We start from the raw sequence: 24,731 nt of genomic DNA, 5'->3' as shown, positions 1-24,731 counted from the left end.
CGAGGCAGCCCCCGGCGCCGGCAGTGTACCGGAAGCGCTCAGCGCACCGGCAACGGCTCGCCGGCGCCAGCGGCGCGTGCCCCTCGGCCGGCATAGCGGAACAGGTCCAGGCCGTCGCTGCGGATCTGCGGCCGCTTGCGCGCCAGCAGGTCGGCGAGCAGCCGGCCGGAGCCGCAGGCCATGGTCCAGCCGAGGGTGCCATGCCCGGTGTTGAGGAACATGTTGGCCAGCGGGGTGGCGCCAACCAGCGGCGTGCCGTCCGGAGTCGCCGGGCGCAGGCCGGTCCAGAACTCGGCCTGGCCCAGCTCGCCGGCCCGGGGAAACAGGTCGCGGGTGACCCTCTCCAGGGTTTCCCGCCGGCGCGGGTTCAGGCGCAGGTCGTAGCCGGCGATCTCGGCCATGCCGCCGACGCGCATGCGCTGCTCGAAGCGGGTGATGGCGACCTTGTAGGTTTCGTCGAGCACGGTGGAGCTCGGCGCGGCCGCCGGGTTGCCGATCGGCACGGTCAGCGAATACCCCTTGAGCGGGTAGACCGGCAGACGAATGCCCAGCGGCGCGAGCAGTTGCGGACTGTAGCTGCCCAGCGCCAGCACATAGCGGTCGGCGGTCTCCAGACGACCGTCGATCCAGGCGCCGCTGATGCGTCCGCCCTGCTGTTCGAAGCGCTGCAGCGTGCAACCGAAACGGAATTCCACCCCCAGGCCGCGCGCCAGTTCGGCCAGCCGGGTGGTGAACAGCTGGCAGTCGCCGGTCTGGTCGTTGGGCAGGCGCAGCGCGCCGGCCAGCTTGCCGGCCACCGCCGCCAGCGCCGGTTCGACGCGGGCGATGCCGGCGCGGTCGAGCAGTTCGTAGGGCACGCCGCTGCGCTCCAGCACGGCGATGTCCTTGGCCGCCGCGTCCAGTTGCGCCTGGCTGCGAAACAGCTGGGTGGTGCCCAACTGGCGGCCTTCGTAGGCGATACCCGTTTCGGCGCGCAGCTCGTCCAGGCAATCGCGGCTGTATTCGGCCAGGCGCACCATGCGTTCCTTGTTCAGCGCATAGCGCGCGGCCGTGCAGTTGCGCAGCATGCGCGCCATCCACAGGTACTGGGCTGGATCGGCGGTGAAGCGGATGGCCAGCGGCGCGTGGCGCTGGAACAGCCACCGGATGGCCTTGAGCGGCACACCGGGCGCGGCCCACGGCGAGGCATAGCCGGGCGACACCTGGCCGGCGTTGGCGAAGCTGGTTTCCAGCGCCGGCCCCGGCTGGCGGTCGACCACCACCACCTCGAAGCCCTCGCGCGCCAGGTAATAGGCGCTGCTGATGCCGATGACGCCGCCACCCAATACCAAGACGCGCATGCCGACCTCCCGCTGTTGAGCACTGGCTTCGAGTCTACGAAGTGTCGCCTGGTGTTACTCGCCATTTAACAAACTACAGTGACGAAAAACACTCAGCCGAAGGGCTTATCACAGGAAGATTCCCTATGGGCAACGGCCATCAGGCACGTCGCGAGCTGGACCGGATCGACCGCAACATCCTGCGCATCCTGCAGGAGGAAGGCCGCATCTCCTTCACCGAGCTGGGCGAACGGGTCGGCCTGTCCACCACGCCCTGCACCGAGCGGGTGCGGCGCATGGAGCGCGACGGCGTGATTCTCGGCTACAGCGCGCGACTCAATCCCCACACGCTCAAGGCCGGTCTGCTGGTATTCGTGGAAATCAACCTGGCCTACAAGTCCGGGGACATCTTCGAGGAATTCCGCCGCGCCGTGCTCAAGCTGCCGCAGGTGCTGGAATGCCACCTGGTGTCGGGCGACTTCGACTACCTGATCAAGGCGCGCATCTCGGAAATGGCCTCCTATCGCAAGCTGCTCGGCGACATCCTGCTCAAGCTGCCCCACGTGCGCGAATCCAAGAGCTACATCGTCATGGAGGAACTGAAGGAGACCCTGCAGTTACCGGTGCCCGGTTGAGCAGGGTTGTCGCCCTGCCGGTGCGGCGACTACCCTGCGTAAAATTTGCCGCACAGCCGCCACGGAATTTCGCACATGAGCGCCGCGCCGCCACAACATGCTCCGTCCTACTATGTCGCCAGCCGCAACCGCACGCTGGAGTTCCCCACCCTGCAAGGCGGCCAGCGCGCCGATGTGTGCATCGTCGGCGGCGGCTTCACCGGCCTGAACACCGCGCTGGAGCTGGCCGAGCGCGGCCTGTCGGTGATCCTGCTGGAAGCCCGGCGGATCGGCTGGGGCGCCAGCGGGCGCAATGGCGGTCAGCTCATCCGCGGCCTGGGCCATGACCTGCAACGCTTCGCCCCGCAGCTCGGCGCCGAGGGCGTGCGCGAGCTCAAGCGCATGGGCCTGGAAGCGGTGCAGCTGGTGCGCCGGCGCATCGAACGCCACGCCATCGATTGCGATCTGACCTGGGGCTACTGCGACCTGGCCAACACGCCCGCGCATCTGGAGGACTTCGCCGCCGAACGCGAGGAGCTGCTCGCCCTCGGCTACCCGCACGAGCTGCGCCTGCTCGACGCGGCGGAGCTGCCGCAAGTGATCGACTCCCAACGCTACGTGGGCGGCATGATCGACCGGGGCTCGGGACACCTGCACCCCCTCAACCTGGCGCTCGGCGAGGCGGCCGCCGCCGCGCAGCTCGGCGTACGTCTGTTCGAACAGTCGCCGGTCACCCGCCTGGAGTACGGCGCCCGCGTGCGGGTGCATACGCCCAACGGCCAGGTGGAGGCCAACAGCCTGGTGCTGGCCGGCAACGCCTACCTGGGCGACCTGGAGCCGGCCCTGGGCGGCAAGGTGCTGCCCGCCGGCAGCTACATCATCGCCACCGAGCCGCTGGGCGCGGCCCGCGCGCGCCAGCTGATTCCGCAGAACATGGCGCTGTGCGACCAGCGCGTGGCGCTGGATTACTTCCGCCTGTCGGCCGATCACCGCCTGCTGTTCGGCGGCGCCTGCCATTATTCCGGCCGCGACCCGCAGGACATCGCCGCCTACATGCGGCCCAAGATGCTCAAGGTGTTCCCGCAGCTGGCCGAGGTGCGCATCGACTTCCAGTGGGGCGGCATGATCGGCATCGGCGCCAACCGCCTGCCGCAGATCGGCCGCCTGCCGGGGCAGGCCAATGTCTATTACGCCCAGGCCTATTCCGGCCATGGGCTGAACGCCACGCACCTGGCCGGCCAGCTGCTGGCCGAAGCCATCACCGGCCAGCAGGGCGGCGGCTTCGACCTGTTCGCCCGGGTGCCGCACCTGACCTTTCCCGGCGGCCGCCACCTGCGCTCGCCGCTGCTGGCGCTGGGCATGCTCTGGTACCGCCTCAAGGAGCTGCTGTAACGGCTATGCGGCGTGCGCCGGCGCCACGCGCAGCGCCAGCCGGCGGGTCTGCGGACTGTCCGGCCGCAGCTGCAGCCGCTCGTTGACCAGCGCCCGCGCCAGGGCCTCCTGTCCGCTGCGGCGCGCCGCCTCCAGCAAGGTCAGATCGAGCAGGTCGCGCTGCGCATGGCTGCCGCCGAAGCGCTGGGCGATCAGGCGCAGCGGGCGCAGCAGGCGCACGCATTCGGCATACTCGTCGGCGGCGAAGGCCTGGATGGCCCGGCACAGCGGCTGGCCGACCTCGGCGGTGAACTGCCGGTTGTCGCCCTCGCCGGCCAGGGCGCGCCGCTGGGCGGCGAACAGCTGTTCGACGGCCGGGGCGCGACCGGCGCCGAGAAACGCCATCAGCGCGTGGGCATCGTTGAAGGCATAGTTGCCGGCATCGGCATGCGCCTCCCACAGGTCGGCCAGCGGCTGCCAGCGCGCGCCCAGCTCCACGCCCAGCAGCTGCAGGCGCCAGAGCAGCGCCGAGGCATCCACCAGGTCGAGCGCCAGCGGGGAACGGTCGCCGAAGATCGGCCCGTCGAACAGCGCCAGCACCTCGTCGATCTCTTCCCGATCCAGGTGGTAGAGCGCCAGGTGCCACCAGTTGTGCACCTGGAAGAAGCTGTCGCCGGCCCAGTACGGCACCCGCTCGCGCATCCAGGCGATGCCCTCGCCGGTGCGGTTCTGCATCTCCAGCACATGGGCCACCGCGTGCTGGCCCCAGCCGTCGCGCGGCTGCAGCTCCACGGCACGCCGCCCGGCGCGCTCGGCGCCGGCATAATCGGCGTTTTCCTCCAGGCCGAAGGCATGCATGCCGAGCAGCGCGTGGTAGCCCGGCATCTCCGCCTGCCATTCCGGCAGTGCCCGGGCGATGCGGTCGCGCAGCAGGCGCTGCTGGCCGGTGTAGAAATCGATCAGGTGGCCGGCCTGCAGGGCGAGGATGTCCTGCGGCCAGGCGATGGTCAGGTCCTCGAGCACCCGGCCGGCGGCCTGCCAGCGGCCGCCCAGCAGTTCGCCGATCGCCGCCAGGTGGGCGCGTTCGCGGGCGTTGCCCGGCAGGGCGCTGGCCGCGCGGTGCGCCTCGGCGGCCACCGCCAGGCCCTGGGCTTCGGTACCCAGCAGGTTCAGCCAGGCCTTCAGCACGTGCGCCATGAGCAGCTCCGGACGCTGCGCCAGGGCGTCGTCGAGCTCGGCCAGCGGGTCGCCGACGTAACACTGGAAGTGAGCCAGGGCGCTTTGATAGCCGGCCAGGCTGTCGGGGTCGGCGCCGGACATGGCCAGACCCAGGTGATCACGCATCGTCATGACGAAATCCTCATGCTACCGGCGCACCCGTCGTGCCGGGCGCGTGGGTGCTACGGTAGAAAGGAGGCCGGCGGCCGCCTATAGCCCGGCCGCCGGCATTCTTGATCCAGCCGCCGGCTGACGATGAACGTGAGGCCCCTGTGGATGCGCTGTCCCAGCTGCTCGAAGCCGTGCGCCTGTGCGCGGGGGCCTTCCTGCAGGCCGAGTTCACCGAGCCCTGGAGCATCCGCGCCCAGGTCGGCCCCGAGGACTGCCCGCTGCCCGGGCAGATACCCGCCTGCCTGATGGCCTACCACTATGTGCTCGACGGTCGTCTGTGGCTCGGCCTGGACGGCCAGCCGCCGCGGGCGGTGGGGGCCGGCGAGATCATCCTGCTGCCGCGCAACCCGCCGCATGTGCTGAGCAGCGACCCACGGCTGCCCGCGCAACGCATCGAGCCACTGGTACAACCCGCGCCGGGTGGCGGGCTGGCGCGCCTGCGCTACGGCGGCGGCGGGGCGCGCACGCGGCTGATCTGCGGCTTCATCGGCTGCGAGGTGCCGGACAACCCGCTGCTGCGCCTGCTACCGGCCAGCCTGGGCCTGCGCGTGGCGCCGGGTACCTGGATCGACCTGTCGTTTCGCCGCGCCGTCGCGGAAGTGGCCGGCCAGCGCCCCGGCTCGGCCGCCGTGCTCGCCCGCCTGGCCGAGCTGCTGTTCATCGAGGCGGTGCGCGGCTACCTGGAGACCCTGCCCGAGACGCACAGCGGCTGGCTGGCCGGGCTGCGCGACCCGCAGATCGGCCGCGCCCTGGCGCTGCTGCACGGCGAACCGGGCCGGCCCTGGACCACCGAGGCGCTGGCGCGCGCGGTGGGCCTGTCACGCTCGGCGTTCGCCGCGCGCTTCACGCACCTGCTCGAACAACCGCCGATGCGCTACCTGTGCGCCTGGCGCCTGCAGCTGGCGGCCCGCCAGTTGCGTGAAGGCCGTGGGCTGGCGCGCATCGCCACCGACGTCGGCTACGGCTCGGAAGCGGCGCTCAATCGCGCCTTCCGCCACCACTTCGGTTTGCCACCGGCCACCTGGCGTCGCCAGCACAGCGCCAATCCGCCGCTACGCTGAGAGGACTGCCCCGCCGAATAGGAAACCCGGTGCGCCTACTCCTGCTGCTAGGCCTGCTGAGCCTGGCTGGCTGTGCCAGCCTCGCCGATCCGCCCCACACCAGCCAGGCCCTGCAGTCCGGGGACTCCCCGCTGTCCGAGCGGCTGGTCCGGCAGGCAGCCAGCCAGCCGCGCGGCCACTCCGGCTTCTACCTGCTGGCCGCCAGCGACGACGCCTTTCAGGCGCGTGCCGAGCTGATCCGCGCCGCGCGCAGCAGCCTGGACCTGCAGTACTACATCTTCCACGACGGCCTGAGCACCGGCCTGCTGGTACGGGAGCTGCTGGCCGCCGCCGACCGCGGCGTGCGGGTGCGCATCCTGCTCGATGACCTGACCAGCGACGGCCGTGACTACGAGATCGCCGTGCTGGCTGCGCATCCGAACATCGAGGTGCGCGTGTTCAATCCGTTGCATATGGGGCGCGCCACCGGCCCCACGCGTCTGCTGGTGCGGCTGCTCAACCTCAACCGCCAGCACCGGCGCATGCACAACAAACTGTGGCTGACCGACAGCAGCCTGGCCATCGTCGGCGGGCGCAACCTGGGCGACGAGTATTTCGATGCCGAGCCCTACCTGAACTTCACCGACATCGACTTGCTGGCTGGCGGGCCGGTGGCCGCGCAGCTGGCGGTGAGCTTCGACCAATTCTGGAATCACCGGCTGAGCGTGCCGCTGCAGCAGTTCCTGCGCCGGCCGCCGGGACCGTCGCAGTTGATCCGCGCGCGCCATCGGCTGGACCGGGACATCGCCCGGGACCGCCAGCAGGATCCGCAGCGCTATGCGCGCCTGATCCGCTACCACCGCGAGCCGCAACTGAACCAGTGGCTGAGCACGCTTACCTGGGCACACGGGCTGGCGCTGTGGGATGCGCCGAACAAGCTGCTGGCCCAAGCCGAGCCGGCTCCCGAGTGGCTGCTGATCACCCAGCTGGAGCCCCACCTGCAGGATTTGCGTGAGGAGCTGCTGCTGGTGTCCTCCTATTTCATCCCGGCGCGGCAGGGCCTGCTCAACCTGAGTCAGACGGCCCGGGCCGGCGTGGATGTGCGCCTGCTGACCAATTCGCTGGAAGCCACCGATGTGCCGATCGTCCACGGCGCCTATGCGCCCTACCGGCGCAGCCTGCTCAAGGCTGGCATCCAGCTGTGGGAGCTGCGCCGCCAGCCCGACGAGAAGAGCAGCTACAGCTTCGGCGGTTCGTCGGAGTCCAGCCTGCACAGCAAGGCGCTGGTCATCGACCGGCGCAAGGTGTTCATCGGCTCGTTCAACTTCGACCCGCGCTCGGTGCTGTGGAACACCGAGGTCGGGGTGCTGGTCGACAGCCCGGTGCTGGCCAGCCAGGTGCGCGAGCTGCTGCTGGAAGGCATGAGCCACGGGGTGAGCTATCAGGTGGCGCTGGAAGGGGACCAACTGGTCTGGCTGGCCACCGACGAGGATGGCGAGCTGAAAACGTTGCGCCGCGAGCCCGGCAGCCTGTGGCGCCACCTGCACGCCTGGCTGGCGCGCCGGCTGGGGCTGGAGAAGATGCTGTGAGCGCCCGCTGCGATGTGGCGGATGGACTGTAGGAGCGGCTTCAGCCGCGATGCCCTTGCAAGCCAATCGCGGCTGAAGCCGCTCCTACCCGCACCGTAGGGCGGCCAGTGCTTTTCTGGCCGCCACAGGGCCGTCGTGCGGCGGCCGTGGTGGACAAGGAACAGCGTTGCCCCTACAGCTTGATCCAGGTCGCCTTGAGCTCTGTGTACTTGTCGAAAGCGTGCAGCGACTTGTCGCGACCGTTGCCGGACTGCTTGAAGCCGCCGAACGGCGCGGTCATGTCGCCGCCATCGTACTGGTTCACCCACACGCTGCCGGCGCGCAGCGCCCGGGCCACGCGGTGGGCGCGCGACAGGTTGCTGGTCCACACGCCCGCCGCCAGCCCGTAGGGGGTGTCGTTGGCAATGCGCACGGCTTCTTCATCGCCATCGAAGCCGAGCACCGAGAGCACCGGCCCGAAGATTTCCTCGCGGGCGATCTTCATGGCGTTGTCCACGCCGTCGAACAGGGTCGGCGCCACGTAGGTGCCGCCGGTGTCCTCCAGCAGCCGCTGGCCACCGCACAGCAGTCGCGCACCTTCGCGATGTCCGGCCTCGATATAGCCGAGCACCGTCTCCATCTGCTGCCGATCCACCAGGGCGCCGACCTTGCTGGCCGGGTCCAGCGGGTGCCCCACCTGCCAGGTCTTCAGGGCCTCGACCACCCGGGCGACAAAGTCGTCCTTGATGCTGTTTTCCACCAGCAGCCGCGAGCCGGCGGTACACACCTCGCCCTGGTTGTAGGCGATGGCGCTGGCGGCCGCCTCGGCCGCCGCCTGCAGGTCCGGCGCATCGGCGAATACGATGTTCGGACTCTTGCCGCCGGCCTCCAGCCAGACGCGCTTCATGTTCGATTCGCCGGCGTAGATCATCAGCTGCTTGGCGATGCGGGTGGAGCCGGTGAACACCAGGCAATCCACATCCATGTGCAGCGCCAGCGCCTTGCCCACCGTGTGGCCGTAGCCGGGCAGCACGTTGAACACGCCGGCCGGAATGCCGGCCTCGACCGCCAGCTGCGCCACGCGGATGGCGGTGAGTGGCGACTTCTCCGAGGGTTTGAGCACCAACGAATTGCCGGCCGCCAGAGCCGGACCGAGCTTCCAGCAGGCCATCAGCAGCGGGAAGTTCCAGGGCACGATGGCGGCCACCACGCCGATCGGCTCGCGAGTGACCAGCCCCAGTTCGTCATGGGGCGTGGCCGCCACCTCGTCGTAGAGCTTGTCGATCGCCTCGCCGCACCAGCGGAGCGCCCGCGCGGCGGCGGGAATGTCCACCTTCAGGGCATCGGTAATCGGCTTACCCATATCGAGGGTTTCCAGCAGCGCCAGCTCGTCGCGATGCGCGTCGAGCCGCTCGGCGAAGCGGATCATCGCCTGCTTGCGCTTGACCGGCGCCAGCCGCGACCAGACGCCCGACTCGAAGCGCTCACGGGCCACCTGCACGGCCAGATCGGCATCCGCCGGCCCGCAACTGGCCACCTGGCCGAGGCTGCGCCCGTCGATCGGGCTCAGGCAGTCGAAGGTGTCGCCCTCCACCGCCGCGCGGTAATGGCCGTCGATGAAGGCACGCGTCTCGATGCGCAGCTCGCGGGCGCGGCGCTCCCACTCCTGGCGGGTCAGGCTCATGGCAGGTTCCTCTGAAGGGGTTACGGCCTCGAACCCTACGCAGAGGGCGCGGCCTTTTCAATATTTTTGACGCACTGGCTGCAGCGTGCGTTTTATCAAACAAGGCAGCTTAGTCGTGGAGATCGACGGTAACGCCTCTGCCGACCGGCGGTGGGCATCGGGTAACCTGTCGCCTGACCTTGCCGTATCAGGATCCACCCATGCGCCGCTACCGCTCCGACACCCGTTTCGACCAGGCCCACAGCATCGCCGAACTGGAACACATGGCCCGCCGCCGACTGCCGAACTTCGCCTGGGAATACCTGGCCGGCGGCGCCGAGGAGGAAATCACCCTGCGCCGCAACCGCCAGGCGTTTGCCGACATCGGCCTGCTGCCGTCGACGCTGATCTCCTGCGCCGAGCTGGACACCTCCCGCCAGCTGTTCGGCACCACCCGGCCGCTGCCGCTGGCCATCGGCCCGACCGGCTTCAACGGCATGCTGCACAAGGACGCCGACATCGCCCTGGCCCGCGCCGCCCGTGACAAGGGCGTGCCGTTCAGCCTGAGCACCGTGTCCAGCAACTCGCTGGAGGAAGTGGCCGCCGCCGTGCCGGACGGCGAGCTGTGGTTCCAGCTCTACTGGCTCAACGATGCCGACGTGCAGGAAGACCTGCTGCGCCGCGCCGAGGCCGCCGGCGTGCGCACCCTGCTGCTGACCAGCGACGCGGTGCTGATCGGCAACCGCGAGTGGGACCGGCGCAACTTCGCCCGCCCGCTGCAGCTCACCTGGCGCAACAAGTTCGACGTGCTGCGCCATCCGGGCTGGATTCGCCAGGCGCTGTGGCCACAGGGCATGCCGAAGATGGGCAACCTGCTGCCCTACCTGCCGGCCGACGCCAGCAACACCGCCGGCGCCGCGCATTTCATGGCCCACAAGATGGAGATGGGCTTGTGCTGGGACAGCCTGGCGCAACTGCGCAAGCGCTGGCCGCATCGACTGATCCTCAAGGGCGTGCAGACCGCCGCCGACGCCCGACGCTGCATGGAAATGGGCCTGGACGGCATCGTGGTCACCAACCATGGCGGGCGCCAGCTGGACGGCGCGCCGGCGACCATCGACTGCCTGCCGGCGATTGCCGAGGCGGTACGCGGCCAACTGACCGTCCTGCTGGACAGCGGTATCCGCCGCGGCAGCGACATCGCCAAGGCCTGCGCGCTGGGCGCCGACGCCGTGCTGCTGGGTCGCGCCACCCTGTTCGGCGTGGCGGTCGGCGGCCAGGCCGGCGCGGCCCACGCCCTGAACCTGCTGGAGCAGGAGCTGCGCCGCGTGCTGGGGCTGGTAGGGACGCCCAGGCTGGCGGAGCTGGATCGCAGCAGGCTGGTGGCGTTGCGTTCGGTGTTGGCGGGGTGAGTGGCCCCATCGGCGGCCAACTGCGTTGGCCGCCCTACGCCGGTCCGGGTTTGTCCGCCGTGCCGGCGGGTTGGGGGCCGTGTGGGGCCGGGTTTATCCCGGCCGACGGGGTTGGGGGTCTGACGCCTCAGGTGAGGGCCGCTACCTCGCTGGCCGGGATAAACCCGGCCCCACATGAGCAACCCGGATTTTCCCTCTCAAACCCCGAATCCCAGGCATGAAAAAGCCCGCCGAAGCGGGCTCTTTCAGCGAAAGCGGACCAATTACTTGATCTTGGCTTCCTTGTACATCACGTGCTTGCGCACAACCGGATCGAATTTCTTGATTTCGATCTTGTCGGGAGTGGTGCGCTTGTTCTTGTCGGTGGTGTAGAAGTGGCCGGTACCGGCGCTGGACACCAAACGGATCAGTTCACGCATGACAGTCTCCTTAAACCTTTTCGCCGCGGGCGCGCAGTTCGGACAGAACTGCGTCGATGCCGCGCTTGTCGATGATGCGCATGCCCTTGGCGGAAACGCGCAGACGCACGAAACGCTTCTCGGACTCGACCCAGAAACGGTGATGCTGCAGGTTCGGCAGGAAACGACGACGGGTTTTGTTGTTAGCGTGGGAAATGTTGTTCCCGGTTACCGGACCCTTACCGGTAACTTGACAGACTCTCGACATGCCTCAGCCCTCTATAAACCACATGCCCAACCCGGCATGGGTTGGCCGCTTGATCTCTGCTTCTTTTAGCGCGCGGGGCGCCAGATTCGCCGGGGTCGTTCGGCGGCCACTGCGCGAGCAGGAACCGGGCCCCCAGAAAAGAGCGCTGCTTTATACCAGAAGGTCCCAGGGCTCGCAAGAAATGCCATGGCGCGTCACACATGGCGAATCCTCACATCCAGCCCCGTTCGGCCATCGACAGCGGCTCGCCGTCGCCGACGATGAAGTGGTCCAGCACCCGGATATCCACCAGCGCCAGCGCGTCCTTGAGCCGCTCGGTAAGCAGCCGGTCGGCCTGGCTTGGCTCGGCGACACCCGACGGGTGGTTGTGAGTCAGGATCAGCGCGGCGGCATTATGCGCCAGGGCGCGCTTGACCACCTGGCGCGGATACACGCTGGCGCCGTCGATGGTGCCACGAAACAGCGCTTCGTAGGCCAGCACCCGATGCTTGGAGTCCAGGAACAGGCAGCCGAACACCTCGTGATGCTCGTGACGCAGCTGCGCCTTGAGGTAATCGCGCACCGCCTGCGGGCTTTCCAGCGCCGAGTCGCGGCGCAGGCGTTCGGCCAGATGGCGGCGGGCCATTTCCAGCACCGCCTGCAGCTGCGCGTACTTGGCCGGGCCGAGGCCCAGCCGGGCGCTGAAGCCGACCCGGTCGGCCTCCAGCAGGGCGCGCAGGCTGCCAAAATCGCTCAGCAACTGGCGAGCCAGATCCACCGCACTGCAGCCGGCCACGCCGGTGCGCAGGAAGATGGCCAGCAGCTCGGCGTCCGACAGCGCCGCCGGCCCCTGCTCCAGCAGTTTTTCCCGGGGGCGCTCGGCCGCCGGCCAGTCGCGAATGCTCATGACCTCTCCTTGTCGTTGTGGGGGAAACTCCCTTTCCCCGCGCGAAAATCCCGCCCCTGACCGCTCCGAAGGCCCATGGGGGCTGTGCTATCGTAGCCCACCGCGCGCGCGGCGCACCGCGTCGCGCCCTCCTCCATTCCTTCTTATAAAAGGCCGACCATGCAGCGGTTGTATCGGAAACGCATCGTCCTGGGCGTGGGTGGTGGCATCGCCGCCTACAAGAGTGCCGAACTGGTGCGCCGGTTGCGCGACCAGGGCGCCGAAGTGCGCGTGGTGATGACCCAGGGCGGACGCGAGTTCATCACGCCCCTGACCTTGCAGGCGCTGTCCGGGCATCCGGTACACCTGGACCTGCTGGACGCCGCCGCCGAGGCGGCGATGGGCCACATCGAGCTGGCGCGCTGGGCCGATCTGGTGCTGATCGCCCCGGCCACCGCCGACCTGATGGCCCGCCTGGCCCAGGGCATCGCCAATGACCTGCTGACCACCCTGGTGCTGGCCACCGACGCCCAGGTGGCGCTGGCGCCGGCCATGAACCAGGCCATGTGGCGCGACCCGGCCACCCAGGCCAACGCCGAACTGCTGCAACAGCGTGGCATCCGCCTGTTCGGTCCGGGCGCCGGCAGCCAGGCCTGCGGCGATATCGGCATGGGGCGCATGCTGGAAGCCGACGATCTGGCGCAACGGGCCGCCGACTGCTTCCAGCGCAACGTGCTGGATGGCGTGCGCCTGCTGATCACCGCCGGGCCGACCCAGGAAAACATCGACCCGGTGCGCTACATCACCAACCACAGCTCCGGAAAGATGGGCTTCGCCCTCGCCGAAGCAGCGGTGGAAGCCGGCGCCCAGGTGACGCTGGTCAGCGGCCCGGTGTTCCTGCCCACGCCGGATCGCGTGCAGCGCATCGACGTGGTCAGTGCCCGCGACATGCTGGCCGCCTGCGAAGCCGGCATGCCCGCCGATATCCTGATCGCGGCCGCCGCCGTGGCCGATTACCGTCCGGAAGTGGTGGCCGCGCACAAGCTCAAGAAAGACCCCAACAGCGGCGACGGCCTGTTCCTGCAGATGGTGCGCAACCCGGACATCCTGGCCACCCTGGCCGGACGCGCGGATCGCCCGTTCAGCGTCGGCTTCGCCGCCGAGACCGAGAACCTGCTGGAATACGCCTCCCGCAAGCTCAAGGCCAAGAACCTCGACCTGATCGTCGCCAATGACGTCGCCAACCCGAGCATCGGCTTCAACAGCGAAGAAAACGCCATCACCGTGATCGATCGGGAACTGCGGCAGACTTCCTTCGCTCAGACCAGCAAGGGCAAGATCGCCCGCCAGCTGATCGCCTTCATCGCCGACCGCTACCAAGCCCGCTGAGACCACCCATGCACGCCCTGCAAGCCAAGATTCTCGATCCCCGCCTGGGCAGCGACTTTCCGCTGCCCAGCTACGCCACGCCCGGCTCGGCCGGCCTCGACCTGCGCGCCATGCTCAAGGACGACCTGAGCCTGGAGCCCGGCCAGACCGTGCTGATTCCCACCGGCCTGGCCATTCACATCGCCGATCCCGGCCTGGCCGCGCTGATCCTGCCGCGCTCGGGCCTGGGCCATAAGCACGGCATCGTGCTCGGCAACCTGGTCGGCCTGATCGACTCGGACTACCAGGGCGAGCTGATGGTCTCCTGCTGGAACCGTGGCAACGACACCTTCACCCTCAAGGTCGGCGAGCGCCTGGCCCAGCTGGTGCTGGTGCCGGTGGTGCAGGCCCATTTCGAACTGGTCAACGAATTCGACAACAGTGAACGCGGCGCGGGTGGTTTCGGCCATTCCGGCAGCCATTGAAAGGAACTCGACATGCAAGCACCCAACCTTCCGGCCAGCATCTTCCGCGCCTATGACGTGCGCGGCATCGTCGGCCAGACCCTGAACGCCGAAACCGCCTACTGGCTGGGCCGCGCCGTCGGCTCGGAAAGCCTGGCCCAGGGCGAGCCGCGCGTGGCGGTGGCCCGCGACGGTCGCCTGTCCGGCCCCGAGCTGCTCGAAGCGCTGATCCGTGGGCTGGTGGATTGCGGCTGCCAGGTCAGCAACCTGGGCATGGTGCCGACCCCGGTGCTGTATTTCGCCACCAACACCCTGCCGGGCCGCACCGGCATCATGATCACCGGCAGCCACAACCCGCCGGACTACAACGGCTTCAAGATCGTCGTCGCCGGCGACACCCTGGCCAACGAGCAGATCACCGCGCTGAAGACCCGCATCGACAACGGCGATCTGGCCAGCGGCCAGGGCAGTGTGGAAGCGGTCGACATCCTGCCGGCCTATGTGGACTACATCCGCAACGACGTGAAGCTGGCGCGGCCCATGAAGGTGGTGATCGACTGCGGCAACGGCGTCGGCGGCGTGGTGGCGCAGGAACTGTTCGAAGCCATCGGCTGCACCGTCATCCCGCTGTTCTGCGACGTGGACGGCACCTTCCCCAACCACCACCCGGACCCGAGCCATCGGGAAAACGTGGAAGACCTGATCGAGCGCGTGCGCGCCGAACAGGCCGACCTGGGCCTGGCCTTCGACGGCGACGCCGACCGCGTGGGCGTGATCACCGAGCAGGGCAACATGATCTTTGCCGACCGCCTGCTCATGCTGTTCGCCCAGGACGTGCTGTCGCGCAATCCCGGCGCGGAAGTCATCTACGACGTGAAGTGCACCCGCCATGTCGCCGCGCAGGTGCGCAGCCACGGCGGCCAGCCGCGCATGTGGAAGACCGGCCACTCGCTGATCAAGAAGAAGATGCGCGAAACCGGCGCCCTGCTGGGCGGCGAGATGAGCGGCCACATGTTCCTCAAGGAGCGCTGGTTCGGCTTCGACGACGGCCTGTACAACGGCGCCCGTCTGGTGGAGATCCTCAGCCACCAGGCGCGGGGCGCCGACGAACTGTTCGCCGGTTTCCCGGGCGATCTGGCCACGCCGGAGATCAACGTGAAGGTCACCGACGAGAGCAAGTTCGGCATCATCCAGGCCCTGCAGGCCGAATCCGACTGGGGCGCCGAGGCCGACGTGGCCACCCTGGACGGCGTGCGCGTGGATTACCCGCGCGGCTGGGGCCTGGTGCGCGCCTCCAACACCACCCCGGTGCTGGTGTTGCGCTTCGAGGCGGAAAGCGCCAAGGAACTGGCGCGCATCCAGGCGGTGTTCCGTTCACGCCTGCAGCGTGTCGCGCCTGAACTGACGCTGCCCTTCTGAGGCGGCGCCACTGACTTTTCGTATCACCCGGGCGTCTAATTGCCGTTATTCGCCCCCAACCCTGATTGGTTCCATCGGAGTTCCGCATGCTCAGCCGTGATGATGCCACCCAAGTCGCCAAGGTCCTGTCCGAGGCGCTGCCCTATATTCGCCGCTTCGTCGGCAAGACGCTGGTGATCAAGTACGGCGGCAACGCCATGGAAAGCGACGAGCTGAAGACCGGCTTCGCCCGCGACATCGTGCTGATGAAGGCGGTGGGCATCAATCCGGTGGTGGTGCACGGCGGCGGCCCGCAGATCGGTGACCTGCTCAAGCGCCTGTCCATCGAGAGCCACTTCATCGACGGCATGCGCGTCACCGACAGCGCCACCATGGACGTGGTGGAAATGGTGCTCGGCGGCCAGGTGAACAAGGACATCGTCAATCTGATCAACCGCCACGGCGGCCAGGCCCTGGGCCTGACCGGCAAGGACGCGAACCTGATTCGCGCCCGCAAGCTGAAGGTGACCCGCCAGACCCCGGAAATGACTCAGCCGGAGATCATCGACATCGGCCAGGTCGGCGAGGTGGAAAGCATCAACGCCGAGCTGATCAACCGCCTGGTGAACGGCAACTTCATCCCGGTGATCGCGCCGATCGGCGTGGGCAAGGACGGCGAGTCCTACAACATCAACGCCGACCTGGTGGCCGGCAAGGTGGCCGAGGCGCTGAAGGCCGAGAAGCTGATGCTGCTGACCAACATCGCCGGCCTGATGGACAAGTCGGGCAAGGTGCTGACCGGCCTGTCCACCGAGCAGGTGGACGCACTGATCGCCGACGGCACCATCTACGGCGGCATGCTGCCGAAGATCCGCTGCGCCCTGGAAGCCGTGCAGGGGGGCGTGAACAGCGCGCACATCGTCGACGGCCGCGTGCCCAACGCGGTGCTGCTGGAGATCTTCACCGACTCCGGCGTCGGCACGCTGATCACCAACAACCGTCCCGCCTAACCGCTACGCGTACGAAAAAGGGGAGCCCTCGGGCTCCCCTTTTTCATTCACCACACCCAACCTGTAGGAGCGGCTTCAGCCGCGATCGGCTACACAGCCAAAAGCATCGCGGCTGAAGCCGCTCCTACAGTCGAGCCACGGCAACCATCGGGTCGCTACGCCGCGCTCAGGCCGCGGAACGATTCCATCAGCGCCGGCACGCCCGGGAACATGCCGATGGCCGCCATCACGCCGCACAGCAGCGCGAACATCAGCAGCGGGATGATCCAGCGCTGCAGGTGGCCCAGGCCCTTGCCGCGCTCCTTGTCGCCGATCAGCCCGAGGTTGTCGAGCAGCACGGTCAGCGACCAGCCGAACACCGGGTTCACCAGCGCCGAGGAGAAGATCACGATGGCCGCCGATTGCGAGGTCTTGCCCTCGCGGGTCATCTGCATGCCGGCTTCCAAGAGCGGCAGGAACACGCCGACCATCAGCGCCACGCTGAGCACCGGCGGCCAGATCGCCAGGTCCATCGGGTAGCCCCACAGCGCCGCCACCACACAGAGCAGGCCGGTGAGGATCGCCCCGGCCGGGATCGGCCGCTTGGCGATGGCCGCCGGCACCATGTAGGTGCCCCAGGACGAGGCCAGGTTGCCGCCGCCCAGCGCAGTACCCACCGCCTGGCGCGCGGCGGCGACGCACATGGTGTCATCGATGTTCATCAACACCTTCTGCGCCTTATGCGGGTAGTTGAGCTGCTGGAAGATGCGATGGCCGAGGAAGTCCGGCGACCACATGGCCACCGCCAGCACGGCGAACGGCGCCACGGCGACGAAGTGCTCCAGCTGCGGCAGGCCGAGCTGCCAGCCGCTGTTCTCGCCCCACCAGTACATCGGATTGAGGTTGGGAATGCCCGGCTCGGTATGGAACTCGAACGGCGCGCCGAGGGCGAAGGCGATCAGCGCGGCCAGCGCGCAGCCCAGCGGAATCGCCAGCCAGCGCGCACGCAGGTGCTCCAGATAGGCGTACAGCACGATGGTGGCCAGCACCACCACGAAGGCCAGGTAGCCCATGTCGAAGCCGTTCGCCCAGGCGAACAGCGACTTGATCTGCGCCACCACGCCGATGAAGCCCAGGTAGAGCAGCAGCCCGCCGCACACCCCGTCGCTGGTCAGCCGCGCCAGCAGGCTGCCGCCGCGCAGCACGCCGAGCAGAAAGCCCAGCATACCGACCATGATGCCCAGCGCCATGGGATGGCCGCCGGAGGCGACGATCAGCGGAATCAGCGGAATCAGCGGCCCGTGGGTGCCGGCCAGGTTGGCGGTGGGAATCAGGAAGCCGGAGAAGACCACCACGAACAGCAGCGCGGCGATCAGCATCTCGTAGCGCACGTTCTCGATGACGAAGTCGTTGGACAGCCCCAGCGGACCGGCGAACGCGGCGACCACTGCGGCGACCATGACGATCTTGCCGATGGTGGCGGCCATGGCCGGCACCCAGTCCTCGTACTCGAAACGGTAGTCACGGAAGGGAAGGTTGGGCCGCCAGCGCCGTGGCGCCATGATGGTCAGCTCGTGCTCCAGATAGTCCGCCCGCCGCGCGAACGCCGTGCTGGGCTTGTGGAGCGCCTGATAGCTCTGGGTCTTGTCGTTCATAACGGGGTCCGCACGCAAACAGAAAAGCGCGCGCAAGGTACAGCGCAAGCCGGCAATCCTCGCCCCGACCATTACCCTATTGTGAAAGCAGGGCGTTCTTTGCTAGCGGGCAACGCAAGGGCTCTAGCGCTTGGACCCGCGAAGCCCCGCGTTGCGCGCCGCCGTGCCGGGATTCGGACCAGCGGCCACGCTGCGAGCGACCTCAGACCCCGTACTGGGCGCGGTAGGCTTCCACCGCCGACAGGTACTGCTTGAGCTGCGCGTCGCCGGCCAGGTATTCGAGCACCTGCTCCAGCGAGACGATGCTGACCACCGGCATGCCGAAGTCACGTTCGACTTCCTGGATCGCCGACAGCTCGCCCTGGCCGCGCTCCTGGCGATTGAGGGCGATCAGCACGCCGGCCGGCGTGGCGCCCTGGGCCTGGATGATCTGCATCACCTCGCGGATCGCGGTGCCGGCGGTGATCACATCGTCGATGATCAGCACGCGGCCCTGCAGCGGCGCGCCCACCAGGGTGCCGCCTTCGCCATGATCCTTGGCTTCCTTGCGGTTGAAGCACCAGGGCAGGTCGCGGTCATGCTGCTCGGCCAGCGCCACGGCAGTGGCCGCCGCCAGCGGGATGCCCTTGTAGGCCGGCCCGAACAGCACGTCGAAGGCCAGTCCGCTGTCGACCACGGCCTCGGCGTAGAACCGTCCGAGCTGGGCCAGCGCGGCGCCGCTGTTGAACAGCCCGGCATTGAAGAAGTAGGGGCTGGTGCGCCCGGATTTGAGGGTGAACTCACCGAAACGCAGAACACCGCGCTCGATGGCAAAACGAATGAAGTCGCGCTGATACGCCTGCATGAGGAAATCCGAAGTTGGCCGGTTGCAAACGCGCGGCATGATACACCCGCGCCGCGCCCGCCGCATTTGCAGGCGCCGGCTGCGCTCCGGCGCCTGGCAGTGATAAGATTCGCCCCATCTTGCCGACTGGCTCACGAAGCCGGTTTTCTCTGAACGCCCGAATCGCTTATCCAGCGATTCTCGGGGCCGGAAATCGTTTCCGCTCGCCCCCACCCGACCTATTGGGATCATCTATGCGGATCATCAACCTGAACGTGAATGGCATTCAGGCAGCCGCCGAACGAGGCTTGCTCAGCTGGCTGCAGGCCCAGAATGCCGATGTGATCTGCCTGCAGGACACCCGTGCATCCGTCTATGAGCTGGAAGATTCGGCCTTCCAGCTGGACGGCTACTACCTGTACGCCGCCGAGGCCGAAGTGCCCAGCCAGGGTGGCGTGGCGCTGTATTCGCGTCTGCAGCCCAAGGCGGTGATCAACGGCCTGGGCTTCGAACTGGCCGACCGCTATGGCCGCTACCTGCAGGCCGACTTCGACAAGCTGAGTATCGCCAGTCTGCTGCTGCCCAGCGGCCATGGCGGCGACGAGCAGCTGAACCAGAAGTTCAAGTTCATGGAAGACTTCGCCCGCTACCTGGACAAGCAGCGCCGCAAGCGCCGCGAGTACTGCTATTGCGGCTCGCTGTTCCTGGCTCACCAGAAGCTGGACGTGAAGAACTGGCGCGACTGCCAGCAACTGCCGGGCTTCCTGCCGCCCGAACGCGCCTGGATGGACGAGGTGCTGGGCAGCATGGGCTATGTGGACGCGCTGCGCGAGGTGACCCGCGAAGGCGATCTGTACAGCTGGTGGCCGGACAGCGAACAGGCCGAAACCCTCAACCTCGGCTGGCGTCTGGATTACCAGCTGCTCACCCCCGGCATGCGCCGCTTCGTGCGCACCGCCCGGCTGCCGCGCCAGCCGCGCTTCTCCCAGCATGCGCCGCTGACCGTCGACTACGACTGGCTGCTCAGCGTCTGACCTGACCGCGCCCCGAAACGCCGCAGCCCCCTGCGGCGTTTTCATTGGTGGCGAAATCCGCCCGAATCGAAATCCAATTTCGCCTGGCGGACTCCATTCAAGCCCCTACCGGAGTGGCCGATAGCCCCCTCGTAATGGCAAAAAGCTGGCGCCAAGAATTCTCTCCAGCCTCAGCCTTTTCCGCCCACTTTTCGGGAAATCTGGAGAACACCTGATGTTGAGTTGGTTCGGCAACCTGAGCGTGAATCGCAAGCTCGGCCTGGGCTTCGGCCTGGTTCTGCTCTTCACCCTGGCCCTGGCCCTGATCGGCTGGAACAGCCTGGACAACATGATCCACCGCAGCGACCGCATGACGCTGATCACCGACCTCGCCGCCGCCACCAACCGGGTGCAGGTCAGTCGCCTGGAGTACATGCTCACCGATGGCGACGCCGAGGCCGCGCGCACCGCGCAGGCCGACCTGAAGGCGCTGCGCGACCTGCGCGAGCACGTCGAGCGCTTGGCCGCCTACCCCGCCGACATCCGCCTGCTCAAGGACATGACCGGCGGTATCGCCGACTATGAAGAAGCGCTGGAGCAGATGCTCGCCGCCGTGGCCGGCACGCAGGTCGCGCGGCGGGACATGATCGCCCAGGGCAACCGGGTGGTCGGCCGCATCAACGCCGTGCGCGCACGCATCGACGAGCAGGACTCGGCCGAACAGCGCGCCCGGCTGTTCCAGGCGTTCACCGGCTTCAACGACCAGATGCTGGTCACCCGCTACGAGGTGCGCGGCTTCATGATGACCGGCTCGGCCGATCGCGAGCGCACCCTGGACAACCAGATGAAGACCACCCTGGCCGCCCTGGAGCAGATCGAGCCGCTGTTCGCCCGCCTGTTCCCCGGTGATCTGGAGCAGCTCAAGAGCGCCCTGCAGGGCTACTTCGCCTCGCTGGACGACTACAAGCGCAGCCTGCGCGCGGTGAAGGAAATCGGCCCGCACATGACCGAGCATGCCAACGAGCTGCTGCGTCTGACCGAGCAGCTGCAGCGGAACCAGGTCGAACACCGCGACAACGACAGCAGCCAGGCCCGCCTGCTGCAGATCGCCGGCGCCCTGGGCGCGCTGCTGCTCAGCCTGCTCGCCGCCGTGGTGATCACCCGCCAGATCACCCAGCCGCTGCAGCAGACCCTGGAGATCGCCAGGCGTATCGCCGCCGGCGACCTGACCAGCGACACCCGGGTCACCCGCCGCGACGAGCTGGGCACCCTGCAGCAGGGCATCCAGGACATGGCCGGTACCCTGCGCGAGCTGATCGCCGGGATTCGCGACAGCGCCAACCAGATCGCCAGCTCCGCCGAAGAGCTGTCGGTGGTGACCGACCAGACCAGCCAGGGCGTTGGCAAGCAGAAGGTGGAAACCGATCAGGTCGCCACCGCGATGCACGAGATGTCCGCCACCGTGCAGGACGTGGCGCGCAACGCCGAGCTGGCGGCCAAGGCGGCCAACGACGCGGACAGTCAGGCCCGCGACGGCGACCGGGTGGTCAACGAAGTGATTGCGCAGATCGAGCGCCTGGCCAACGAGGTCAACCGGTCGACCGAGGCCATGACTCAGCTGGAGCATGAGAGCAACAAGATCGGCAGCGTCATGGACGTGATCAAGGCGGTCGCCGAGCAGACCAACCTGCTGGCCCTCAACGCCGCCATCGAGGCCGCACGGGCCGGCGAAGCCGGTCGTGGCTTCGCGGTGGTCGCCGACGAGGTGCGCACCCTGGCACAGCGCACCCAGCAATCCACCGAGGAAATCGAGGAACTGGTGGCCGGCCTGCAGAACGGCACGCAGCGCGTGTCCAGCAGCCTGAGCAGCAGCCACAGCCTGGCCGGCAGCAGTGTGGCGCTGACCCGCAAGGCCGGCGCCGCGCTGGGCAGCATCAACCAGGGGGTGTCCAGCATCCAGTCGATGAACCAGCAGATCGCCGCCGCCGCCGAACAGCAGAGCGCCGTGGCCGAGGAAATCAGCCGCAGCGTGCTGAACGTGCGCGATGTGACCGAGCAGACCACGGTCGCCTCGCAGGAAATCGCCAAGTCGAGCACCGAGCTGGCCCGCCTGGGCAACCAGCTGACCGCGATGGTCAGCCGCTTCCGCATCTGAGCGCACGCCGACCCTCAGGAGAAAACGCCGCGTTCCTCACGGAGCGCGGCGTTTTCATTCACGGCGTGCTCACCTCTTCGGACAGCACGGCCTCCGGCGCATAGCGACGGACCGATTCGCAGCCCTGTTCGGCGCTGGCCAGGCTGGCGTACATCTGGCTCTGGCCGACCACCTGGCCGTTGGTGGCCTTGAGCACGAAGTAGTGCTTGCCGTTGCTGCTTTCCTTCACCTCGAACGCGCCCTCGCGCCGGGCGTTGCGGCGCACCGAATCGATGCCGTTGAGCGCCGAATCGCGCGCCTTGTACTGTTCGCTGGAGAGGATGACCTGGCCATTGCTGGCCAGCAGATTGAAGTGGAACTGGCCATTGCTGGCCTTCTTCAGATGGAACTTGCCGGACGACATGGCGACACCTCCTGTGCTGTGTGCCTACCGACAAGCGTAGGCCGCTTCGCCCAGAGCTGCGCTTCGCGGGCCCTGTGGGAAAAAGCAGCGGGGCTGAAGCCCCTCCCACAGGACGGCGCGTTGGTGGATCGATGAAGCGCGATCCACCCTACGGGCGGGTCAGGGTCTGGACGCCCTTAGGGGTGCCGAGCAGCAGCAGGTCGGCCGGGCGGGCGGCGAACAGGCCGTTGGTGACCACGCCGACGATGGCGTTGATGTCGGCTTCCAGGCGCACCGCGTCGGTGATGTGCAGGTTGTGCACATCGAGAATCACGTTGCCGTTGTCGGTCAGCACCCCCTCGCGGTACACCGGGTCGCCGCCCAGCCTGACCAGCTGGCGCGCCACATGGCTGCGCGCCATGGGAATCACCTCCACCGGCAGCGGGAAGTGGCCCAGTACCGGCACGCGCTTGCTGGCGTCGGCGATGCAGATGAAGGTGCGCGCCACGGCGGCGACGATCTTCTCGCGGGTCAGCGCAGCGCCGCCGCCCTTGATCAGCTCCAGGCGGTCATTGGCTTCGTCGGCACCGTCGACATAGAACTCCAGCTCGGCCACCGAATTGAGGTCGTACACCGGAATGCCGTGGTTCTTCAGGCGCTGCGCGGTGGCCTCCGAGCTGGCCACTGCGCCGTCGAAGTCCATCTTGTGCCGCGCCAGCGCGTCGATGAAGAAGTTGGCGGTGGAGCCGGTGCCGACGCCGATCACGCTGCTGCGCTCGAGGCGGGGAAGAATGTGATCGACAGCGGCCTGGGCCACGGCCTGCTTGAGCTGATCCTGGGTCATCGCGAGGTGCCTGGGGGGAGGAACGGGAGGGCGCGGATTATACCCTCAAGTCCGCAGCGGGCGTGGAGCCGGCCGGCGCGCACCGTGCGCCTGACGAAGCGGAGGAGTAGACTTCAGGGCTTTCGCAACCGCCGACAAGACCGCCACGATGCTCGAACAGTACGTCAAGAAGATCCTCACCTCGCGCGTCTACGACGTCGCCGAGGAAACCCCCCTGCAACCCGCTCGCCAGCTGTCGGAACGTCTGGGCAACCAGATTCTGCTCAAGCGCGAAGACCTGCAGCCGGTGTACTCCTTCAAGATTCGTGGCGCCTACAACCGCATCGCGCAGCTGAGCGAGGAAGAGCGGGCACGTGGGGTGGTCACCGCTTCGGCCGGCAACCATGCGCAGGGCGTGGCGCTGGCCGCCAAGCACCTGGGCATCAAGGCCACCATCGTCATGCCGCGCACCACGCCGGAGCTCAAGGTGCAGGGCGTGCGCGCCCGAGGCGGCAAGGTGGTCCTGCACGGCGACGCCTTCCCCGAGGCGCTGGCCCACTCGCTCAAGCTGGTGGAGGAAAAGGGTCTGGTCTACATCCACCCCTACGACGATCCGGAGGTGATCGCCGGCCAGGGCACCGTGGCCATGGAAATCCTCCGCCAGCAGCAGAACCAGCTGGACGCCATCTTCGTGCCGGTGGGCGGCGGCGGGCTGATCGCCGGCATCGCGGCCTATGTGAAGTACCTGCGTCCCGAGACCAAGGTGATCGGCGTCGAGCCGGAGGATTCCAACTGCCTGCAGCAGGCCATGGCGGCCGGCGAGCGCGTGGTACTGCCGCAGGTGGGGCTGTTCGCCGACGGCGTGGCGGTGTCGCAGATCGGCGACTACTGCTTCGCGGTGTGCCGGCACTTCGTCGACGAGGTGATCACCGTCAGCACCGACGAGCTGTGCGCGGCGATCAAGGACATCTACGACGACACCCGCTCGATCACCGAACCGGCCGGCGCGCTGGGCGTGGCGGGCATCAAGAAATACGTGGCCCGCGAAGGCGTGGCCGGCCAGGTGCTGGTGGCGGTCGATTCGGGCGCCAACATCAACTTCGACCGCCTGCGCCACGTGGCCGAGCGCGCCGAGCTGGGCGAGAAGCGCGAGGCGATCATTGCGGTGACCATTCCCGAGCAGCCGGGCAGCTTCAAGCAGTTCTGCCAGGCAATCGGCAAGCGCCAGATCACCGAGTTCAACTACCGCTACAACAGCCCCAGCGAAGCGCACATCTTCGTCGGCGTGCAGACCCACCCCGAGCACGACCCGCGCGAGGCGCTGGTGAACAGCCTGCGCGAGAAGGGCTTCCCGGTGCTGGACCTGACCGACGACGAACTGGCCAAGCTGCACGTGCGGCACATGGTCGGCGGGCGCGCCAACGGCGTGCGCGGCGAGCGGGTGCTGCGCTTCGAGTTCCCCGAGCGGCCGGGCGCGCTGTTCAACTTCCTCAACAAGCTGGGCGGGCGCTGGAACATCAGCATGTTCCACTACCGCAACCACGGCGCCGCCGACGGCCGCGTGCTGGCCGGCCTGCAGGTGCCGGAAGAGGAGCTGCACCTGCTGCCGGCGGCGCTGGACGCCATCGGCTACCCCTACTGGGACGAGACCGACAACCCGGCCTACCAGCTGTTCCTCGGCTGATCCCCTGCCGGGATAACTCTTGTAGGGCCGGCTTTACGCCGGCCAGCGGGGCTGAATTCCACGCCGCAGC

General features: G+C 68.1%; 21 protein-coding genes and 2 pseudogenes. 13 read left to right on the top strand and 10 right to left on the bottom strand.

The window, feature by feature from the left end; translation table 11 throughout:
- Window positions 1-38: 38 nt before the first annotated feature.
- Window positions 39-1,340 carry a D-amino acid dehydrogenase gene (locus VL129_RS01770; protein WP_325409438.1) on the bottom strand — a complete coding sequence of 434 codons (1,302 nt, stop codon included), beginning with the start codon at window positions 1,338-1,340 and terminating at the stop codon, window positions 39-41.
- 125 nt (window positions 1,341-1,465) lie between these two features.
- Here VL129_RS01770 and VL129_RS01765 point away from each other — a divergent pair, with 125 nt between their 5' ends.
- The gene (locus VL129_RS01765) at window positions 1,466-1,954 is read left to right on the top strand and encodes an Lrp/AsnC ligand binding domain-containing protein (protein WP_325409436.1); all 489 of its coding nucleotides are present in this window, start codon (window positions 1,466-1,468) and stop codon (window positions 1,952-1,954) included.
- A 75-nt stretch (window positions 1,955-2,029) separates the two neighbouring features.
- Window positions 2,030-3,325 (top strand): NAD(P)/FAD-dependent oxidoreductase, encoded by a 1,296-nt coding sequence (locus VL129_RS01760; RefSeq protein WP_325409434.1) that lies wholly within the window; start codon window positions 2,030-2,032, stop codon window positions 3,323-3,325.
- Between the two features lie 3 nt (window positions 3,326-3,328).
- Here VL129_RS01760 and VL129_RS01755 read toward each other — a convergent pair whose 3' ends face one another.
- Window positions 3,329-4,654, bottom strand: a complete 1,326-nt coding sequence (locus tag VL129_RS01755) for a tetratricopeptide repeat protein (protein ID WP_325409433.1) — start codon at window positions 4,652-4,654, stop codon at window positions 3,329-3,331.
- 140 nt (window positions 4,655-4,794) lie between these two features.
- Between VL129_RS01755 and VL129_RS01750 the strand changes: the two genes are divergently transcribed.
- Together VL129_RS01750 and VL129_RS01745 are read left to right on the top strand one after the other, a co-directional pair.
- Window positions 4,795-5,754, top strand: coding sequence for an AraC family transcriptional regulator (locus VL129_RS01750; RefSeq protein ID WP_325409431.1), 960 nt, complete (start codon window positions 4,795-4,797; stop codon window positions 5,752-5,754).
- A gap of 29 nt (window positions 5,755-5,783) precedes the next feature.
- Window positions 5,784-7,322: a phospholipase D family protein gene (locus VL129_RS01745; RefSeq protein ID WP_325409429.1), complete on the top strand. Its 1,539-nt coding sequence runs from the start codon at window positions 5,784-5,786 to the stop codon at window positions 7,320-7,322.
- A 172-nt stretch (window positions 7,323-7,494) separates the two neighbouring features.
- On the opposite strand, the gene VL129_RS01740 is transcribed toward VL129_RS01745, so the two are convergent.
- Window positions 7,495-8,985, bottom strand: coding sequence for an aldehyde dehydrogenase (locus VL129_RS01740; RefSeq protein WP_325409427.1), 1,491 nt, complete (start codon window positions 8,983-8,985; stop codon window positions 7,495-7,497).
- A 200-nt stretch (window positions 8,986-9,185) separates the two neighbouring features.
- On the opposite strand from VL129_RS01740, the gene VL129_RS01735 reads away from it, so the two are divergent.
- Window positions 9,186-10,376, top strand: a complete 1,191-nt coding sequence (locus VL129_RS01735) for an alpha-hydroxy acid oxidase (RefSeq protein ID WP_325409426.1) — start codon at window positions 9,186-9,188, stop codon at window positions 10,374-10,376.
- A 263-nt stretch (window positions 10,377-10,639) separates the two neighbouring features.
- Here the strand turns inward: VL129_RS01735 and rpmG are convergent, their stop codons facing one another.
- The 3 genes from rpmG to radC all read right to left on the bottom strand — a co-directional run bounded on the left by rpmG (window position 10,640) and on the right by radC (window position 11,928).
- The gene (rpmG, locus tag VL129_RS01730) at window positions 10,640-10,795 is read right to left on the bottom strand and encodes a 50S ribosomal protein L33 (protein ID WP_003464575.1); all 156 of its coding nucleotides are present in this window, start codon (window positions 10,793-10,795) and stop codon (window positions 10,640-10,642) included.
- 10 nt (window positions 10,796-10,805) lie between these two features.
- Entirely contained in the window at window positions 10,806-11,042 is a 237-nt protein-coding gene (gene rpmB, locus VL129_RS01725) for a 50S ribosomal protein L28 (RefSeq protein WP_003457710.1), read from the bottom strand.
- Window positions 11,043-11,253: 211 nt separating this feature from the next.
- Entirely contained in the window at window positions 11,254-11,928 is a 675-nt protein-coding gene (gene radC / locus VL129_RS01720; RefSeq protein ID WP_325409423.1) for a RadC family protein, read from the bottom strand.
- Between the two features lie 159 nt (window positions 11,929-12,087).
- Between radC and coaBC the strand changes: the two genes are divergently transcribed.
- The 4 genes and pseudogenes from coaBC to argB all read left to right on the top strand — a co-directional run bounded on the left by coaBC (window position 12,088) and on the right by argB (window position 16,147).
- Window positions 12,088-13,296, top strand: coding sequence for a bifunctional phosphopantothenoylcysteine decarboxylase/phosphopantothenate--cysteine ligase CoaBC (gene coaBC / locus VL129_RS01715; protein WP_325409421.1), 1,209 nt, complete (start codon window positions 12,088-12,090; stop codon window positions 13,294-13,296).
- A gap of 8 nt (window positions 13,297-13,304) precedes the next feature.
- On the top strand, window positions 13,305-13,760 hold the full coding sequence (gene dut, locus VL129_RS01710; protein ID WP_325409419.1) for a dUTP diphosphatase: 456 nt from the start codon (window positions 13,305-13,307) through the stop codon (window positions 13,758-13,760).
- Window positions 13,761-13,775: 15 nt separating this feature from the next.
- Window positions 13,776-15,158, top strand: a pseudogene (locus VL129_RS01705) (phosphomannomutase/phosphoglucomutase); the annotation flags it as partial.
- An 86-nt stretch (window positions 15,159-15,244) separates the two neighbouring features.
- The gene (gene argB, locus VL129_RS01700) at window positions 15,245-16,147 is read left to right on the top strand and encodes an acetylglutamate kinase (RefSeq protein ID WP_325409417.1); all 903 of its coding nucleotides are present in this window, start codon (window positions 15,245-15,247) and stop codon (window positions 16,145-16,147) included.
- 155 nt (window positions 16,148-16,302) lie between these two features.
- Here the strand turns inward: argB and VL129_RS01695 are convergent, their stop codons facing one another.
- Window positions 16,303-17,781: a DUF3360 family protein gene (locus VL129_RS01695; protein ID WP_325409415.1), complete on the bottom strand. Its 1,479-nt coding sequence runs from the start codon at window positions 17,779-17,781 to the stop codon at window positions 16,303-16,305.
- A gap of 202 nt (window positions 17,782-17,983) precedes the next feature.
- Window positions 17,984-18,625 (bottom strand): orotate phosphoribosyltransferase, encoded by a 642-nt coding sequence (pyrE, locus tag VL129_RS01690; RefSeq protein ID WP_325409413.1) that lies wholly within the window; start codon window positions 18,623-18,625, stop codon window positions 17,984-17,986.
- Between the two features lie 233 nt (window positions 18,626-18,858).
- On the opposite strand from pyrE, the gene VL129_RS01685 reads away from it, so the two are divergent.
- The 3 genes and pseudogenes from VL129_RS01685 to VL129_RS17085 all read left to right on the top strand — a co-directional run bounded on the left by VL129_RS01685 (window position 18,859) and on the right by VL129_RS17085 (window position 21,772).
- Window positions 18,859-19,638 carry an exodeoxyribonuclease III gene (locus VL129_RS01685; protein WP_325409411.1) on the top strand — a complete coding sequence of 260 codons (780 nt, stop codon included), beginning with the start codon at window positions 18,859-18,861 and terminating at the stop codon, window positions 19,636-19,638.
- 214 nt (window positions 19,639-19,852) lie between these two features.
- Window positions 19,853-20,869: pseudogene (locus VL129_RS17090) on the top strand (methyl-accepting chemotaxis protein); the annotation flags it as partial.
- A gap of 39 nt (window positions 20,870-20,908) precedes the next feature.
- A complete protein-coding gene (locus VL129_RS17085; protein ID WP_414705111.1) occupies window positions 20,909-21,772 on the top strand; it encodes a methyl-accepting chemotaxis protein in 864 nt (287 codons plus the stop codon).
- Window positions 21,773-21,830: 58 nt separating this feature from the next.
- Here VL129_RS17085 and VL129_RS01675 read toward each other — a convergent pair whose 3' ends face one another.
- Both VL129_RS01675 and rpiA read right to left on the bottom strand, forming a co-directional pair.
- Window positions 21,831-22,175: a YegP family protein gene (locus VL129_RS01675; protein WP_325409407.1), complete on the bottom strand. Its 345-nt coding sequence runs from the start codon at window positions 22,173-22,175 to the stop codon at window positions 21,831-21,833.
- Between the two features lie 148 nt (window positions 22,176-22,323).
- Window positions 22,324-22,998, bottom strand: coding sequence for a ribose-5-phosphate isomerase RpiA (gene rpiA, locus VL129_RS01670; protein ID WP_325409404.1), 675 nt, complete (start codon window positions 22,996-22,998; stop codon window positions 22,324-22,326).
- Window positions 22,999-23,146: 148 nt separating this feature from the next.
- Here rpiA and ilvA point away from each other — a divergent pair, with 148 nt between their 5' ends.
- Entirely contained in the window at window positions 23,147-24,661 is a 1,515-nt protein-coding gene (ilvA, locus tag VL129_RS01665; RefSeq protein WP_414705105.1) for a threonine ammonia-lyase, biosynthetic, read from the top strand.
- Window positions 24,662-24,731: the final 70 nt, after the last annotated feature.

The organism is Pseudomonas sp., assembly GCF_035497915.1.
Lineage (GTDB): Bacteria > Pseudomonadota > Gammaproteobacteria > Pseudomonadales > Pseudomonadaceae > Serpens.
Note: the sequence above shows the minus strand (reverse complement) of the source record. Positions and strands in the feature narration are given on the sequence as shown.